The organism is Lacinutrix sp. (assembly GCF_023299985.1).
Taxonomy (GTDB): Bacteria; Bacteroidota; Bacteroidia; order Flavobacteriales; family Flavobacteriaceae; genus Lacinutrix.
In genome coordinates, this window is sequence record NZ_JALZVX010000154.1 from 1 (window position 1) to 16,260 (window position 16,260).

16 protein-coding genes and 1 tRNA gene are annotated in these 16,260 nt (G+C 29.8%); 10 read left to right on the forward strand and 7 right to left on the reverse strand.

Translation table 11 applies throughout. The features are described from left to right. Window positions 1–321: 321 nt before the first annotated feature. From Q0C58_RS08410 to Q0C58_RS08450, 9 genes are all read left to right on the forward strand, one after another. Window positions 322–753: a DUF2452 domain-containing protein gene (locus Q0C58_RS08410; protein ID WP_290699993.1), complete on the forward strand. Its 432-nt coding sequence runs from the start codon at window positions 322–324 to the stop codon at window positions 751–753. A gap of 27 nt (window positions 754–780) precedes the next feature. Continuing rightward, the gene (locus Q0C58_RS08415; RefSeq protein ID WP_290699996.1) at window positions 781–2,121 is read left to right on the forward strand and encodes an exonuclease domain-containing protein; all 1,341 of its coding nucleotides are present in this window, start codon (window positions 781–783) and stop codon (window positions 2,119–2,121) included. Further along, complete coding sequence (locus tag Q0C58_RS08420) at window positions 2,122–2,529, forward strand: hypothetical protein (RefSeq protein WP_290699998.1); 408 nt, start codon at window positions 2,122–2,124, stop codon at window positions 2,527–2,529. 71 nt (window positions 2,530–2,600) lie between these two features. Further along, the gene (locus Q0C58_RS08425; protein WP_290700001.1) at window positions 2,601–3,383 is read left to right on the forward strand and encodes a DUF3108 domain-containing protein; all 783 of its coding nucleotides are present in this window, start codon (window positions 2,601–2,603) and stop codon (window positions 3,381–3,383) included. 7 nt (window positions 3,384–3,390) lie between these two features. After that, window positions 3,391–3,720 carry an FUSC family protein gene (locus Q0C58_RS08430; protein ID WP_290700004.1) on the forward strand — a complete coding sequence of 110 codons (330 nt, stop codon included), beginning with the start codon at window positions 3,391–3,393 and terminating at the stop codon, window positions 3,718–3,720. Between the two features lie 56 nt (window positions 3,721–3,776). Beyond that, window positions 3,777–4,814 (forward strand): M28 family peptidase, encoded by a 1,038-nt coding sequence (locus tag Q0C58_RS08435; RefSeq protein ID WP_290700007.1) that lies wholly within the window; start codon window positions 3,777–3,779, stop codon window positions 4,812–4,814. Window positions 4,815–4,877: 63 nt separating this feature from the next. Next, the gene (locus Q0C58_RS08440) at window positions 4,878–6,428 is read left to right on the forward strand and encodes a M28 family peptidase (RefSeq protein WP_290700009.1); all 1,551 of its coding nucleotides are present in this window, start codon (window positions 4,878–4,880) and stop codon (window positions 6,426–6,428) included. A 121-nt stretch (window positions 6,429–6,549) separates the two neighbouring features. Beyond that, window positions 6,550–7,680 (forward strand): sterol desaturase family protein, encoded by a 1,131-nt coding sequence (locus Q0C58_RS08445; protein ID WP_290700011.1) that lies wholly within the window; start codon window positions 6,550–6,552, stop codon window positions 7,678–7,680. A 70-nt stretch (window positions 7,681–7,750) separates the two neighbouring features. After that, window positions 7,751–8,464: a TlpA disulfide reductase family protein gene (locus Q0C58_RS08450; RefSeq protein ID WP_290700013.1), complete on the forward strand. Its 714-nt coding sequence runs from the start codon at window positions 7,751–7,753 to the stop codon at window positions 8,462–8,464. Between the two features lie 44 nt (window positions 8,465–8,508). On the opposite strand, the gene Q0C58_RS08455 is transcribed toward Q0C58_RS08450, so the two are convergent. From Q0C58_RS08455 to Q0C58_RS08470, 4 genes are all read right to left on the reverse strand, one after another. Next, window positions 8,509–8,584, reverse strand: a tRNA-His gene (locus tag Q0C58_RS08455). 96 nt (window positions 8,585–8,680) lie between these two features. Next, on the reverse strand, window positions 8,681–9,397 hold the full coding sequence (gene bshB1 / locus Q0C58_RS08460; protein ID WP_290700015.1) for a bacillithiol biosynthesis deacetylase BshB1: 717 nt from the start codon (window positions 9,395–9,397) through the stop codon (window positions 8,681–8,683). A 50-nt stretch (window positions 9,398–9,447) separates the two neighbouring features. Further along, window positions 9,448–10,338, reverse strand: a complete 891-nt coding sequence (rlmF, locus tag Q0C58_RS08465) for a 23S rRNA (adenine(1618)-N(6))-methyltransferase RlmF (protein ID WP_290700017.1) — start codon at window positions 10,336–10,338, stop codon at window positions 9,448–9,450. A gap of 3 nt (window positions 10,339–10,341) precedes the next feature. Then, window positions 10,342–11,490 carry a PLP-dependent aspartate aminotransferase family protein gene (locus Q0C58_RS08470; RefSeq protein WP_290700020.1) on the reverse strand — a complete coding sequence of 383 codons (1,149 nt, stop codon included), beginning with the start codon at window positions 11,488–11,490 and terminating at the stop codon, window positions 10,342–10,344. A 142-nt stretch (window positions 11,491–11,632) separates the two neighbouring features. Here Q0C58_RS08470 and Q0C58_RS08475 point away from each other — a divergent pair, with 142 nt between their 5' ends. Further along, window positions 11,633–12,004: a hypothetical protein gene (locus Q0C58_RS08475; protein ID WP_290700023.1), complete on the forward strand. Its 372-nt coding sequence runs from the start codon at window positions 11,633–11,635 to the stop codon at window positions 12,002–12,004. A 62-nt stretch (window positions 12,005–12,066) separates the two neighbouring features. Here the strand turns inward: Q0C58_RS08475 and mscL are convergent, their stop codons facing one another. The 3 genes from mscL to ccsA all read right to left on the reverse strand — a co-directional run bounded on the left by mscL (window position 12,067) and on the right by ccsA (window position 16,180). Further along, entirely contained in the window at window positions 12,067–12,516 is a 450-nt protein-coding gene (gene mscL / locus Q0C58_RS08480) for a large conductance mechanosensitive channel protein MscL (protein WP_290700030.1), read from the reverse strand. A gap of 110 nt (window positions 12,517–12,626) precedes the next feature. Then, a complete protein-coding gene (locus Q0C58_RS08485; RefSeq protein ID WP_290700033.1) occupies window positions 12,627–12,815 on the reverse strand; it encodes a hypothetical protein in 189 nt (62 codons plus the stop codon). A 56-nt stretch (window positions 12,816–12,871) separates the two neighbouring features. Further along, window positions 12,872–16,180: a cytochrome c biogenesis protein CcsA gene (ccsA, locus tag Q0C58_RS08490; protein ID WP_290700036.1), complete on the reverse strand. Its 3,309-nt coding sequence runs from the start codon at window positions 16,178–16,180 to the stop codon at window positions 12,872–12,874. Window positions 16,181–16,260 lie beyond the last annotated feature (80 nt).

Genomic DNA, 16,260 nt, shown 5'->3' on the forward strand with positions numbered 1-16,260 from the left:
TTTTTATGATGGGTTTTTTGTTTTATAAAATGGCTCAAGATTTTTTATCTTAAAAGTCATTTTATAAAACAAAAAATCTAAACAACTTTTTAGTTACTATGGGTTTATATGCTTGTAAAGGGTTCTTCTTTGGGATCACGAGCAAAGCGAATAATCCCAAAAAAATAATTATAAAGTTTAGCTTATGTCAATTCCTAAACTTAGAATAAAAATTCTTTTATAGAACAACTACAAAGTGGGTAAACCTTGTTAAAGTTTGTTAATTACACTTTCTTTCAGGCAATAAAAAAACTATCTTTACAACGCTATAAAAAAAGAAAAATGTCTCAAACAAAAAAACCAGATAACGTTGTATTTAATAAAGAAACACAGCAATACGATGCAGCTTTAAAACCGTATGCTACAAATGTTGGTGCTCCTGCAATTAAAGTAACAGAAAACATAACCTGGAAAAACAAAAACGTTAATAAAGCTAACAAACAGTTAAAGGCAAAATATCTAGAGCTTAAGGCAGAGTACGACAAAATGATTGATGAACTAGAGTATAATAACCTAGTTTATAATGCTAAATTTAGCTTTCAGCCAATTCTTGGTGAAGTATATCATTTATATAAAGACAAAAAAGGAGAACCATTTTTATCAATTATATCACCTTCAGAATGTAATTTTAATTTCCTAGGGAGTTTTTACTTAACATCAGAACACATGTGGAAAAAAGTAGATGAAACAGAACAAAGTTTAAAAAAATACTAGCATACTTTTCTGCTTAAAAAAAACAGAGTGCAATACACTATAATAGACGTTGAAACTTCAGGAAGAACTAACAGAATTACAGAAATCTCTGTATTTAAATACGATGGAGAAACCATTATAGATGAGTTTACCTCTTTAGTTAACCCAAACTGTTACATACCAGATCACATTACTGCACTCACAGGTATCGATAATAGTACTGTTGCAAATGCTCCAGAGTTTCATGAGGTTGCACAACAAGTGTTAAATATAACAGAGGATACTGTTTTTGTGGCTCACAATGTAAACTTTGATTATAACGTTATTAGAAATGAATTTAAACTACTAAATATTGATTTTACTAGAAAAAAACTTTGCACAGTCCGTTTAAGCAGAAAACTTTTACCAGGACACCAAAGCTATAGCTTAGGTAAGTTATGTAAAGATTTAAACATTAATATTAACGGAAGACACAGAGCTCGTGGAGATGCTGAAGCCACTGTTATTTTATTTAAAAAACTTCAAGCACAAGAAAATGCACGCGAAACATTTACAGCATTTTTAAATAAAAACAATAAAGAAGCTACCTTACCTCCTAACCTTCCAAAAGAAGTATTTAATGCCATTCCAAATGCTACAGGTATATATTATTTTAAAAATAAAAAAGGAAAAATTATATATGTAGGTAAAGCTAAAGACATTAAAAAAAGAGTTTTAAGTCATTTTTATAGCAAGGCTCAAAAAAGTCTAGATATGGTTCGAGAAACTGCAGATATAGATTTCGAATTATCAGGTAGCGAACTCATAGCTTTATTAATGGAAGATGCTGCAATAAAACACCACTTTCCTCAATATAATAAAGTAGCTAAACGAGCTCCCAAAGGTTTTTCGTTATTTAGTTACCAAGACAGAACAGACATTATGCATATTGCTATTAATAATAGTAAAGCAACACCAAATCCTATAATTACTTTTTATAGTTTAAGAGAAGCGCGTTTATTTTTAGAACGTGTTTGCGAGCAGTTTAAATTGTGTCCTAAATTTTGTCATTTACAAGAAGGTGTAAGCCAGTGTTCGCACTTTACCATAAAAAACTGCAAAGGTGTTTGTAAAGGAGATGAAGAAATTACAAGTTATAACGAACGTGTTACAAATGCTATATGCCAAATAGTAAATGATAGCCAAGATATTATTTTAAAAGAAAAAGGAAGAAATAATAATGAAGAGGCTTTTGTTATTATTAAAAATGGAACATATTTAGGTTACGGTTTTATAGATAAAAACGAACAAATAACTCATGAAAATGAACTTGAAAACCATCTAATAAAGCAAAAAGATAATAGTGATGTACAAGGCATTTTACGAAAAGTAATATTAAAAGCTTATTAAATGGTATTAGAAATAGCTAACATTGTTATAGCTTTTGGCTTGGTTGTTTTAATATGGTCTGTGCAACTATTAATTTATCCATCTTTTAAATATTACACAAAAAATAACCTTTATACTTGGCATAAAAAATACACAATATTAATGTCTGTGTTAGTTATACCATTAATGCTTAGCCAATTAATAATCGCTGCAATTGCATTATTAAAAACAGGAAGTTTTATTTTATACATTCATTTTACTCTAGTTTGTTTAACTTGGATATCTACCTTGTTAATATTTGTGCCATTACACAATGTTATTTCTAATCAAAATGCTACAAAAAACACATTAAAAAAATTAGTAAAACTAAATTGGTTACGTGTAATACTTTGGTCTTTTATTTTTATCATTTCAATTTTAAATCTTTAATAAAACATAAACACAATATTTTCGGCATAATTAGTGTTTACAATTTCTATATTTGAAACTTAAACATATTTATGAAACATTTATTTTTATTTCTAGCACTTGGTTTTTTGTTAACAGCAAACGCTCAAAACAATGCCTTTAAAGCAGATGAAAAGCTAACTTTTACAGCTGGTTACAGTATGTCTGGATTAATGACGGATTTTGCACAGGTGACTATGGAAACTAGCAGTGTTAAAACTAAAAACGGATCGTTATTACGTTTAAAATGTAAAGCAACAACCTATACTAAATGGGACAATTTTTTTAAAATTAGAGACCTTTACGAAAGTTATGTAAATCCAACAACATTAACGCCTTATTTATACAAACGTGATATAAATGAAGGTGGACACTATAAGTTTGTAAAGTATAATTTTAATCATAAAAAAAAATCTGTTAAAAGTTTAATTAGAAAGAAAAGTAAAAATTTTGAATCTGGTTTTTGGGATAGAAATGAGACTGTTAAAATTAAAGGCAACACTAAAGATATTGTAACAACAATCTACCATTTAAGAAATTTAGATATTAAAAAAGCAAGCATTGGAGACAGTGATACTTTTACAGTATTATTTGATAATGAAGAAACTAAATTTAGATTTACATACTTAGCTAAAGAGACCATAAATACTGCAATAGGAAAGAAAGAATGTTATAAATTACGTATTAGCTTAGAAAATAACGACGCTCTAAAAGGAAATAGCAACTTTTTGTGGTTAACGGCAGACGAAAATAAAATTCCAGTATATGCAAAATTTAAAGTTGCAGTAGGTAGTGGAGAATTAAAAATTAAAAGCGCAACCGGTTTAAAAAATTAATATAATTATGAGATTATTATTTATTATTTTAGGATTAATAAGTTCTATTTTAGCTGTTATTTTAGCAGTTTTACCATTATCAAATTTTGCTTTTTTTCCAGCAATAGCAGCATTAATTTTCGGGATTTTAGCTTTTATTAAAAGTCGCCAAGAAAACAAAACAAAACATACTGTACAATTAATATTCTTACTAACTATAATTGCTTTAGCATTAGCAACTTTTAAGTCTATTACTGCTACCACAGAAATTGGAGATACCGAACAGTTAGAGCAACTTGATGAAAACTCGCTTGAAGACTCTAAAGAAGAGCTTGATGAGATTGATATTTCTGAGTAACATTAAATAATTGTAAGAATTTATATATATATTTGATATCCAAATATATAAATTTAATGAAATCTCTTATTATAGCCTCTGCTTTTCTTATTGTTGGTTCCTGCGCAGAAACAAAATACAGTACCAAGATTGAGAACCTTGAAAACAGTGTAGAAATAATAGATAGTGAGTTAATAACTAAATATTCAAACTCTATAACTGCTAAAGATTTAAAAAACAGATTAGCAATTTTTACTTCGGAAGAGTTTCAAGGTCGTGCTACAGGAACAGAAGGACAAAAAAAAGCTACAAACTACCTAAGAAATTTTTATAAAAACAAAGGTATTGCACCTGTAATTAAAGACTCTACATACTTTCAAACTATTCCAGCAGATTTTTTTCCAAAAGACATTGGTGCATCAGAAAATGTTTTAGCATATATAAAAGGAACCGAAAAACCCGAAGAAGTATTAATTATTTCTGGTCATTTAGACCATCTTGGTATTGAAGACGATACCATTTATTTTGGAGCAGACGATAATGGCTCCGGATCTATGGCTATAACAGAAATTGCCGAAGCTTTTAAATTAGCAGAGTCACAAGGCAATGCTCCAAAAAGAAGTATTCTGTTTTTACATCTTACAGCAGAAGAAATTGGACTACAAGGCTCAAAGTTTTATGTAGAAAATCCTGTTTTTAAACTAGACAAAACAATAGCAAATCTAAATATAGATATGATAGGTCGTGTGGACGATAGACACAAAGACAATCCAGATTACATCTATATTATTGGAGCAGATAGAATTAGTAAAGAGTTAAACTATATTTCTGCAAAAACAAATGAAACCTTTACAAATCTAGAGTTAGACTATAAATACAACGCAGAAAACGATAGAAATAGATATTATTTTAGAAGTGACCACTACAATTTTGCAAAACAAAATGTTCCTGTAATTTTTTATTTTAATGGAGAGCATCCAGATTACCATAAACCAACAGATACTCCAGACAAAATAAATTACCCTCTTTTAGCAAAACGCACAAAACTAATTTTTGCAACTGCATGGCAATTAGCCAATAAAACAGAGCTTTTAACTCATAATGAAGATATTTAAATTAAATATAATTAACAATTATATTTCTTGTATTTTTACCTTAAATTAATCCACTACATTAAAATGAAAAAGATATTATCCCTATTTACTATTTCGTTATTAGTTGCAGCTTGTGGCACTTCTAAAAATAAAACAGCTACAGTAAAAGCACCTGCAGATCCAATAAAATATGCTGAAACAATTACTGCAGAAGATTTAAAAACTTCGCTTTATGTTTACGCTGGAGACAAGTTTCAAGGTCGTGAAACTGGTAAAGAAGGCGAAAAGATGGCTATCAATTTTCTAAAAAAACATTATACAGAAGATGGTATTTCTGCTGCTAAAAGTGATGGAAACTATTTTCAAGATGTGCCATTAGTAATTTCAGCAACTCCAGATGTAAAAGTTACTGTCAATGGAAAAACTTTTACAAACATAGATGATTATGTATCTGTTTCTACTGCTAAAGATGGTACTTTAAATACTAAGGATATCGTTTTTGCAGGTTTTGGAATTGAAGATAGTAACTATTCAAATTACAAAAATTTAGATGTAAACGGTAAAGTTGTTGTTATTCGTTCTGGTGAACCTAAGAATGTAGATGGTAAGTATGTAATATCTGGAACAGATAAAGCTTCTAAATGGTCTAATTTTCGTCAAGAATTTGCCTCTAAACAAGAAATTGCAAAAAGTAAAGGCGCAAAAGCACTTTTGTTTTATTACCCAGAAGTTTATGCAATGGCTGCTAACCGATTTGGTCGCTCTAGTGGACGTATGAGTTTAGCTGGTGGATCAGACGCTATGTATTATATGCTAATTAACACAAACTTAGCTAAAGCTTTAGTTAGTGATATTGAAACTAACGAAAAATCGATGTCTTTAAAATCTGATCTTTCAATTAACTATAAAAATAATTCTGAAAATATAGCTGCTAATAATGTAGCTGCTATTATTAGAGGAAGTGAAAAACCAAATGAATACATTGTTATATCTGCTCACTTAGATCACGAAGGTATTAAAGATGGTATAGTTTACAATGGAGCAGACGATGATGGTTCTGGTACAGTTGCCGTTTTAGAAATAGCTGAAGCTTTTGCTAAAGCTAAAAAAGATGGTAATGGTCCTAAACGTTCTATAGTTTTTCTAAATGTTACTGGAGAAGAAAAAGGTTTATTAGGCTCAAAGCATTACACAGATAATGATCCTATTTTTCCATTAGCAGATACTGTTGCCGATTTAAACATAGACATGATTGGTCGTACAGATCCAAAACGTGAAAAGAAAAACAGAAATTACGTTTACTTAATTGGAAGTGATAAACTAAGTACAGAATTACACAACATCTCTGAAATGATAAATACTAAGTATATGAATATAGATTTAGATTATACATTTAACGATGAAAACGATCCAAATCGTTACTATTTTAGAAGTGACCATTATAACTTTGCAAAAAATAATGTTCCAGTTATTTTCTATTTTAATGGCACACATGATGATTATCACCAACCAGGAGATACACCAGATAAAATTCAATACGATTTATTAGAAAACAGAGCACGATTAGTATTTTATACAGCTTGGGAACTAGCTAACAGAGAAGCTAGAATTGTAGTTGATAAAGCTGCTAAATAAATATTCGAAAGGTCTTAATTAAGTACTAATCGTTCTTAATTAAAGACAAAAAAACAAAAAAGGTTCAAGATGAAATTTTATTATCTTGAACCTTTTTTTATTAATTTTTTTGCAATTAATTATGACAGAAAGTAAAAGACTAAAAATTGGCGAAGGTAAAATAAGTGGTTATCTATCAATTTTCCTTGCAGTAATATCTTTAGGTTTTGTTATTTGTGCGTATTTTCCAGATACATTTACAACTAAAGATTTTAGAGCTATTTATAATCCGCAAATTGTAAAATGGTCAATTTTAGCTGTATTAGTACTCTCTTTTATTTTTGCATTTAGTAGTTTAATTTTAAGCAAAAAAAAACGCTATGGTTTTATTTCTACAATAATTATAGCTATTACCATTTTATTAGGCACTGCATTACCAGAAGGCTCAGGTATTCAAGATCAATCTGTAACTATTGGTTTAGATTGGTTACTAATAGATGTGTTAGTTTCGGCAATAGTATTTATTCCCATAGAATTATTTCTACCAAAACGTTTAAATCAATCTAAATTTCACGAAGAATGGAGAACAGATTTGGTTTACTTTATTGTGAGTCATTTGTTTATTCAAATTATAGGTGTTATTGTACAATTTCCTGCTGTAAACCTATTTAAAAGTATAGGTTTAGAAAGTTTTCAAGCAACAATACAATCTATTCCTTTTATTCCACAATTATTTATAGCACTATTAGTTTCAGATTTATTTCAATATACTTCACATTATTTCTTTCATAAAATTCCATATTTATGGCGTTTTCACGCAGTACATCACTCTACAAAACATTTAGATTGGTTAGCAGGATCAAGAACACATTTTTTTGATTTAGTTGTAGTAAGAGCCATGTCTTTTATTCCTATTTATGTTTGTGGTTTTAGTAGCTCTGTATTTTTCACCTATATCGTTATTGTTTCTTTTCAAGCGGTATTAGCACATGCTAATACAAGAATAAACTTTGGTTTTTTAAAATATGTATTTGTTACACCACAATACCATCATTGGCATCATTCTGACGATCCAAAGGCTTACGATAAAAATTTCGCAATTCACTTTCCTTTTATAGATATGATTTTTGGCACCTACTATCCAATGGGAAGCGATTGGCCAGAAAGTACAGGTTTAGGAGATGTAAAGTACCCTAAAGGCTTTGCCAAACAATTTGTTTATCCTTTTGTGAAGAACCCTCAAGAAGATTTAGAGGATGCAAGCGAAAGATAAAAGACCAAATAACACGTTGGCATTAATATACCAACCAACTCAAAAAAAAACATTTTGAAATTTGAAATAAATGATTACAAAAAGACTTTTTAGATTTATTAAACGATATACCATTGGATTGATAATCTTTCTATTAATTGCTTTAATTGGACTTTACATATATTTTGTAAAATTAGATAAACTCGACTCTGAATTAAAAATCCCTCAAATCTCATTAGAAAATCAATTTGATGAATTGAAATCGTTTGGTGATTATAAAGGAAAAGTGCTTTTAGTAGATTTTTGGTTTCAAGGTTGTAAACCTTGTTTAAAAGAAATGAAATTCTTTCCAGAGTTACTAAAAAAATATGATTCAGAATTAGCAATAATGAGTATAAGTATTGACCCAAAAGAAACGACTGAATATATCCTTGAACAAAAACCTGCACCTTGGAATTTTTTACTTTCTGACAATAAAAGCTGGACTTTTTATAATGTAAATGGTAGGAAAGATAGACTAATAAAAGATTTAAAAATAATTGAATATCCAACATATTTATTATTTGATAAAAATGGAGAATTAATTAGTACGCCAAGAAACGGTATTGCAGCTCTTGAAAATAAATTAGGAGGAATATTTAGTCACAACTTGATATTTAAAACTGATAGATATATAGAATTAGCGGAAAAGTTTCCTTATTTAATCATTCCATATACGATAGTAGTTTTTTTAATATTATTAATTCAACTATTAATATTTGGAGTTAAGAAATTGATTAGAAATAAAAATACACTTCAAAACTAATACAACAAAAAAAGCTTCTCATTTCTGAGAAGCTTTTTGCTTTTGGGTGAAAGACGGGATTCGAACCCGCGACCCTCGGTACCACAAACCGATGCTCTAACCAACTGAGCTACAATCACCATTTATACGCATTTTTATAATGCGTTTGCAAATGTAAATTAATTCCTTTTTACTACAAAGACTTTTATTACTATTTTGAGTAAATTTTAGTGTTTTTTATTTTATATCGAATAAGCTATCAACCGTTATATAACGTTCTACCGTAAAACCTTCTGCGTAATCCACTCCTACTAAGCGACCTAAGTCTTTGGCTCTATAATTAATACTATCTATAAACGTTTTACTTGTAATTGGTGTCTCGGGCTCGTCACTTTTAATATTAAAAAATTGAGTTTGATAAGCGTCCACTGCTTTTTGTTTTATTTCCATAAAATCTGAAATATCTACTACAAAATCTGGCTCTAAGTTTTTCCATTGTATGTAGTGATATACATGCTTTGGTCTCCATTGTACTTGATTCATGCCATCAAGTTCTGTTTTTATTCTAATTAAACCACTTAAAAAACAGGCATCACTAACCAATTTACTTCCTTTTCCATGATCGATATGTCTATCATCAACAGCATTACAAAGCACAATGTTAGGTTGGTACTTTCTAAGCATTTTTATTATTTCTAATTGATGCTTTTTATCGTTAATAAAAAAACCATCTGCAAAACCCAGATTCTCTCTAGCTGATAAACCTAAAATTTTAGCTGCATTGGCAGCTTCAGTTTTTCTGCTTTCTACAGTTCCTCTGGTACCTAATTCACCTTTTGTTAAATCTATTACGCCGACTTTTTTACCTTCTGCAACAGCTTTTGCAATAGTTCCGCCTGCTCCTAATTCTATATCGTCTGGATGTGCGCCAAAGGCTAGTATATCTAATTTCATTAAAATATTTATTTTGTTTCCGTGAAAACGGAAATCTAATTATTTATTTTTTATTTAATCCAATCTTGTTGTTCAGCTATAGTTAAAAAAGTCCAAGCTACTACTCTACTTTTCTTGTTACCTTGCGCCATCTCTATTACTTTAACTGTAGTTGCGCCTAATTTGGCTAACGACTTTTTCATAGACTTTATATTGTCTTTACTAGATACTAAGCTTGTGTACCAAAAACATTGTGTTTTAAATAAAGAACTCTCGTAAAGGTAGGTATGTAAAAATGCTTTTTCTCCTCCTTTAAAACATAATTCGTGTGCTTGACCTGCAAAATTTCTTGTAACTGAGTCTGTAAGTTTTCCTAAACCTTTCAGTTTTCTTGTTGTGGCTTCAAATGCTTCAGCTTCGTCTTTATAAAATGGTGGATTACAAATGGATGCTGAAAATTTACTGGTTGCATTAATAACACCTTTAAAAACACTATCTGCATTTGGTTGATGCTTTAAAGTTATAGCCTTTTTTAACTTGTTTTTAATGATTATTTTTTCCGCGTAAGCGATAGATTTTTTGTTACAATCTGTAGCTACAAATGTCCAGTTATATTCTGCGTTACCAAGTAAAGGGTAAATACATGATGCTCCAGTTCCTACATCTAAAATAGTAATATCTTTTTTTAATTTTGAAGTATTTAAAAGATCCCAAATAAGGTGTATATAATCTACTCTACCAGGAATTGGAGGACATAAATTAGTATCTGGGAATTGCCAAAAATCAATATTATAATGTGCCTTTAACAATGCTGTATTTAATGTTTTAACAGCTTTAGCATCTGCAAAATCGATAGTTTGTTTTTCGTATTTATTTACGAAAACAAAAGGTGTTAATTCTGGAAAAACTTCAGTTAGTTTTTTAAAATCGTAATCTTCTTTATGCTTGTTTTTTTTGTGCAAATCTTATAATTTATTTATGGCTTGTTGAATATCTACTTTTAAATCTTTTACTTCTTCTATGCCTACAGAAAACCTAATAAGCCCATCGCCAATTCCCATCTTATCTCTATCTTCTTGACTTAACAATGCATGAGATGTTTTTGCTGGATTTAAAACTGTACTCTCTACACCTGCTAAACTCATAGAAGCTTTAATTAAGTTTAAAGCTTTTTGAAACTTTTCAGAGTCTAATCCATCTGCTAATTCAAAAGATAACATGGCTCCAAAACCATGCATTTGCACTTTTGCTAATTTGTATTCTGGATGTGTTTTTAATCCTGGATAAAATACATTTTTAATAGCTTTATTTTTATTAAGCCATTTTGCCATTTTACCAGCATTTTTAGTTTGTTTTTTAACACGAAGTCCCATAGTTTTCATACTACGTTCTAACATCCAAACAGTAAAGTCGCTTAAACTACCTCCAAGGTTTTTAGATACATTCCAAATTCTATCCATATGCTCTTTAGAGCCTGCTATTGCTCCTGCACAAATATCACTATGTCCACCAAAATACTTGGTAGCAGAGTGCATTATTAAATCGATACCAAAATCTGCTGGATTTTGGTTTACAGGACTTGCAAACGTGTTGTCTATACTTGTAACAATAGATTTTTGTTTAGCTAAATCTGCTATAGCTTTGATATCTGTAATAGTTAGCAAAGGATTAGAAGGTGTTTCTATGTGAATTAGCTTAGTATTTGGTTTAATAGCAGCTTCAAAATCTTCAACTTTATAACCGTCTGTAAACGTAAATTCAATATTTAGTTTTGGAAACTCTTCTCTAATAAAATTACTTGTACCACCATATAATGTATTCTGTACTACAATATGGTCTCCTGATTTTAAAAAGGCTAAAAACATATGACTTATGGCAGCCATACCAGATCCAAATATCATTGCTGTTTCTTTATGTTCTAATGCTGCTATTTTTTTAGATAAATATTCTTGATTTGGTGTATTAAAATAACGCGGATAACGTTTAACATCAACATCTAAAAACTCGTAAGAACTTGACAAATAAATTGGCGACACTGCACCTTTAAATTGTTCGTCTTTAATTTCACCAACATGCGCACATATTGTATTTAAACCTAAACTTTTTTTACTCATACTGTAAAGATAACAATTGTTCCATTTTATGCTTCTATACTTATATGTAAAGATTATAAAATTCTAAAAAAATGTTAAAAACCAGCGGTTTAACAAGGTGTTAACGCAAAATATATAATCGTGTTTGTAATTTAGATGTATTATGATACAGATAGAAAAAAAGGATAACGCAGCATTTATTAAACAATCAGTAAATTATTTAGAAAACTTAGGATTCGAAGATATTAAAGCTGATGTGGAAGGATATGAACATCCAAAATCTTACATTAAACAAGATGAGGATATTAAAATTACTCCAGATATTACAGCGACACGAAAGACGAAAAAATATTACTTTGAAATTGGATTAAAAAGTGATAAGCCGTGTCTGTTAAAATCTAAATGGTGTTTTTTAGATGTATTAAGTAGAATGAATGAGCATAGGTTTAGAGTTATTACAACACGAGGACATTATAAATTTACGAATGACATGTTAACCGATTTGAATTTAAACAAAACATTAATTAAATTGTAATTACAATTTAATTAAATCGAAGCAGCGCGTGACTTTCCTCTACATGCGCTGTTTTTTTATGACTAAGATTGAGATTGTGCTTTTAGTAGCTTATTCTGTTCTTTCATAAGTTCTGTTAAATCTGAAAGCAGTTGAATGTCTTTTGGTGTTTTAACTGTAACATCTTTAGTGTCTTGAGATTTATCTCTTAACCTATTCATTGCTTTTACAACAAGAAAAACGGTTAAACCAATAACTGTGAAATCTATTAAAGCTTCCAACAAAGCACCATATTGTATAGCTACTTCTTCTACTGTTACTTTTCCAGCAGTATCAAAAACGCCTTGACGAAGGATCATTTTCTTACCCTGAAGACTAATTCCATCCGTCATTAAAGATAATGGTGGCATTAATACTCTTTTCACTAACACATCAATAACTTTATTAAAGGAAGCGCCAATAATTATACCTATTGCCATATCCATCATGTTTCCCTTTACGGCAAACTCTTTAAACTCTTTTAAAAATTTCATGTAATTGTCTTTAGTATTATTCCTTGAACTTATTATTATAAATTCTAATCATTGTAAAGGCCCAAATGACAACGCATATAGTAACAAAAATTGAGAAATATAATATGAATTTATTTGGGTCCATTATCAACAAGTTTAAAAAAAATCAATATACCAATAATTGTTGGAGCCCATAAACCAAGAAATATGCCATGAAGTTGGTGACCTGTTAAAAACAAATACTCAGCGATAACTATTATAATTATACAAAGAAATAATACTAAGGCATTGTGTATACCTATTTTTTTTATGTAGTTCATTTTAAAAATAGTTAGAAAACTAAAGATAATAATTAATTGGCAAATTTTAAAATAGATTATTTTTTATAGAACTTTTTGTACTTGATATATGCAAAAAAACCAAGTAATGCTACTATTGCGCATGTTAAAGCTATAAACTGTAAACTTACTATTTGATCTCCACTTGCATAAGAATGCAAACCTGCTAGGTAAAAATTAACACCAAAATACGTCATCATTATACTTGCAAAAGCAATTATAGACATGAGGTTAAAAAACCAACGTCCACGTAATCCTGGAACTAATCTCATATGGATTACAAAGGCATAAACCATAATACTAATTAAAGCCCAAGTTTCTTTTGGGTCCCAGCCCCAATAACGTCCCCAACTTTCGTTTGCCCATTGTCCACCAAGAAAATTACCAATGGTTAACATCACTAAACCTACGGTTAAAGCCATTTCATTAACAATTGTAAGTTCTTTTATATTTATAAGCATTCGCTTTTTGTTTTTCTCGTTGGTTAAAATCATGAGAAATAATACAACTATACCTATTATCAAACCTAAAGTAAATGGTCCATAACTAGCAACAATAACAGAAACATGAATCATTAACCAGTAACTATTTAAAACTGGCTGTAGATTTGCTATTGCTGGATCTAACCAACTTTGGTTTGCAAAAAACAAGATTATAGCAACCATAAACGTAGCAGATGCTATGGTTAAATTACTTTTTCTACCCAATGCTAAACCAAAAAACATAGACGACCAAGCTACATAAAGCATGGTCTCGTATGTATCTGTCCATGGTACGTGACCAGAAATATACCATCTTGCAACTAGACCAAAGGTGTGTAATAAAAATATGGCAAAGACTGTGTATTTTAAAACATTTACAGAAACGTCTATTACTCTGCTTTTATCTTTTACTATTTGAATAATTAAAAGAATAAACATAACAATACCAGCTAATGTATAGTATCTGTAAAGTTTCTTAAAAACGTCGAACTTATTATATTTAATTTCGGCTTCTATTTTATTATCTGTTAGCATAACAGCAGAACCTAATTTTTTCTGATTCTTTTTGAAAGCAGTTAAAAATTCTTCAGCTTTAGAATAATCTCCAGATATTTTTGCTTTTCCTAAACGGAAAAAATAAATATCTAAACTGTTTTTAACAAAGGAGAGATAAGCCGAATCTTTAATTTTAGTATTGTAACCTTCCTTTTTAAATTCGTAATTAGAAATCCACTTATTATTAGCATCATCTGGAAGTGGGAATATTTTTAACGATAAACCTTCTAAAGTATTAGATAATAAATTAAAACGCTGGTTAGCCTTTAGCATTTCTTTTTGGTAACCTGTTTTAATTTCATTTTTGTTAGCTTCCTCTAAATATGGTCCCAATTTATACTGAAAATCGTCTGTAAAAAAATCTAAAAGCGTAACATACTTTTGCCTTTTTGGAACACCAATAATAGATCTAATAGAATCTGCTTGCATTGGTTTTAAGTATATAAAAGGAACGTTATACCAAAACATTGGACTTTCTTGAATACTTAAAAATACTTGATTGGCATCTAAACCTTCGTAAGTGTCTTTTTTGCTTATTTTTCTTAGTAATTCTGATGCGTATGTATGTACAGGCATCATTCTACCATCTAAATCCTGAATAACGGTTTTACTAAACGACTCTGCATGTTCTTTAGAGGCTACATTTGCTTTTAAAATAGAATCTATTTGAAACTTTGTAGGTCGTTCTCTTTTTTTATTCTCATGGTCATGACCATCACCTTCAAAATGTGCTTCAGTTGTTGGCTTTTGTTCACTGTGGTTGTGGCCATCGTCTGCGCTGTGTTGCTCTTGTGCAAAACCTGATAATGTGAAACATAATAACAACATTGTTATTATTTTTTCTTTTGTAATACCTTTTTCTTTCTTACTAATATTACCACTCACCTCTCTATTTTTATCTATTTTATTGAGTGAGCGCCTTAAATCTGCAAAGCGTGTGTTTTTATCGAAAAGTATTGCCATTAAACCAAAATAGAGTAGAAAGTAACCAATGTAAGTTAACCAAGTTCCCCAAAAATCGTGATTTACAGAAAGTATGGTACGTTGCTCCTCATTATCGAAACCTGATTGAAAAAACCTGTAACCTCGATGGTCTAAAACGTTATTCATAAAAATTTTATAATCAAAACTTCCTTTTTCTTCGTCTAGAATTGTTACTTGACTTGAGAATGCAGAATAACTATTTTCTGTACCTGGATATTTGTCTGCAACAAAGTCGTTTAGTTTAATACTAAAAGGCAAATCTTTAACTTTAGATCCGAATTTTAAATCCACACCTAAACCTCCAATATCTATAGATTTCCATTGGTTATTAGTACCAAGTCCACCCAAAATATTTACTTTTTTAGTTTCACCATTTGCAGATACATTAACCACAATACCATCTTCATCACTTTTTAATAATCTAGATTTTTTTACAATACCAAAATCACCTTGAGTCACTGGTTTTGGGAACACCATTTGCATATTACCAATTACATATCTAGAACGTAACATTAATGGTTGGATACTATCTTTTACTAGCTTACCTTCAGACATGGTTGCCATTTGAAGATATTCACCTTCAAAAGGAGAGTCTATAGTTAATCCGTTTTCACTGTCAACAATATTAATTGCACCTTTTTTAGGGCTGTTTAGCGTAAAAATAATATTATGTATTTTTTGATCTTTACCAGATTCTAAATAGTGATTATGAGGTGCTCCATCTCCTGCTTCAACTATTTTAAGGTATAATTTTCCAGTATCGTTTGGAATAACATCCTCTTCAGCATTAGCAATAAATTTATCTAGCGTTATTGTTACAGGAATAGTATCGTAAGTAGTATTAATACTTAAAGTATTATTTAGTCTTTCAGAAAAATCAACCTTTTCTTCTATTCGCAATCTTTGTGCAACGTCATTTATTTTATAATCGCCATTTACTAATGCAATAACGTAGGTTTTTTCAGAAAGAAAAACATTTTCAGTTTCACCTTCAAAAATTGGCATTTTACCTTCATATCCAATATATCTGGTAACAAAAGCGCCAACAAGAATTAATATAAAAGATAAATGCAAGGTTAGTGTTGCCCATTTCTCTTTTTTGTATAAACGGAATCTAAAAATATTACCAACAAAATTAACAACAAAAAGTGCTTGAATAACTTCAAACCACCAAGCGTTATAAATCCAATATCTAGAGTAAGGTGTTGGTGAGGTTTCCATACCAGCATCCATAAAAGTACCAATACCCATGGCAACTGCGTAAACAATAAATAAAGTGGCTGTTAAACGTGTAGAAAAGAGGATTTTTGCGAGTTTATTTTGCATAATATCAAAGCTCTATTTAGCTCGTGCAAAGATAATCCTTTTTGTTTGTTTTATTTGACTGAAAAACGAGGAATTATTGT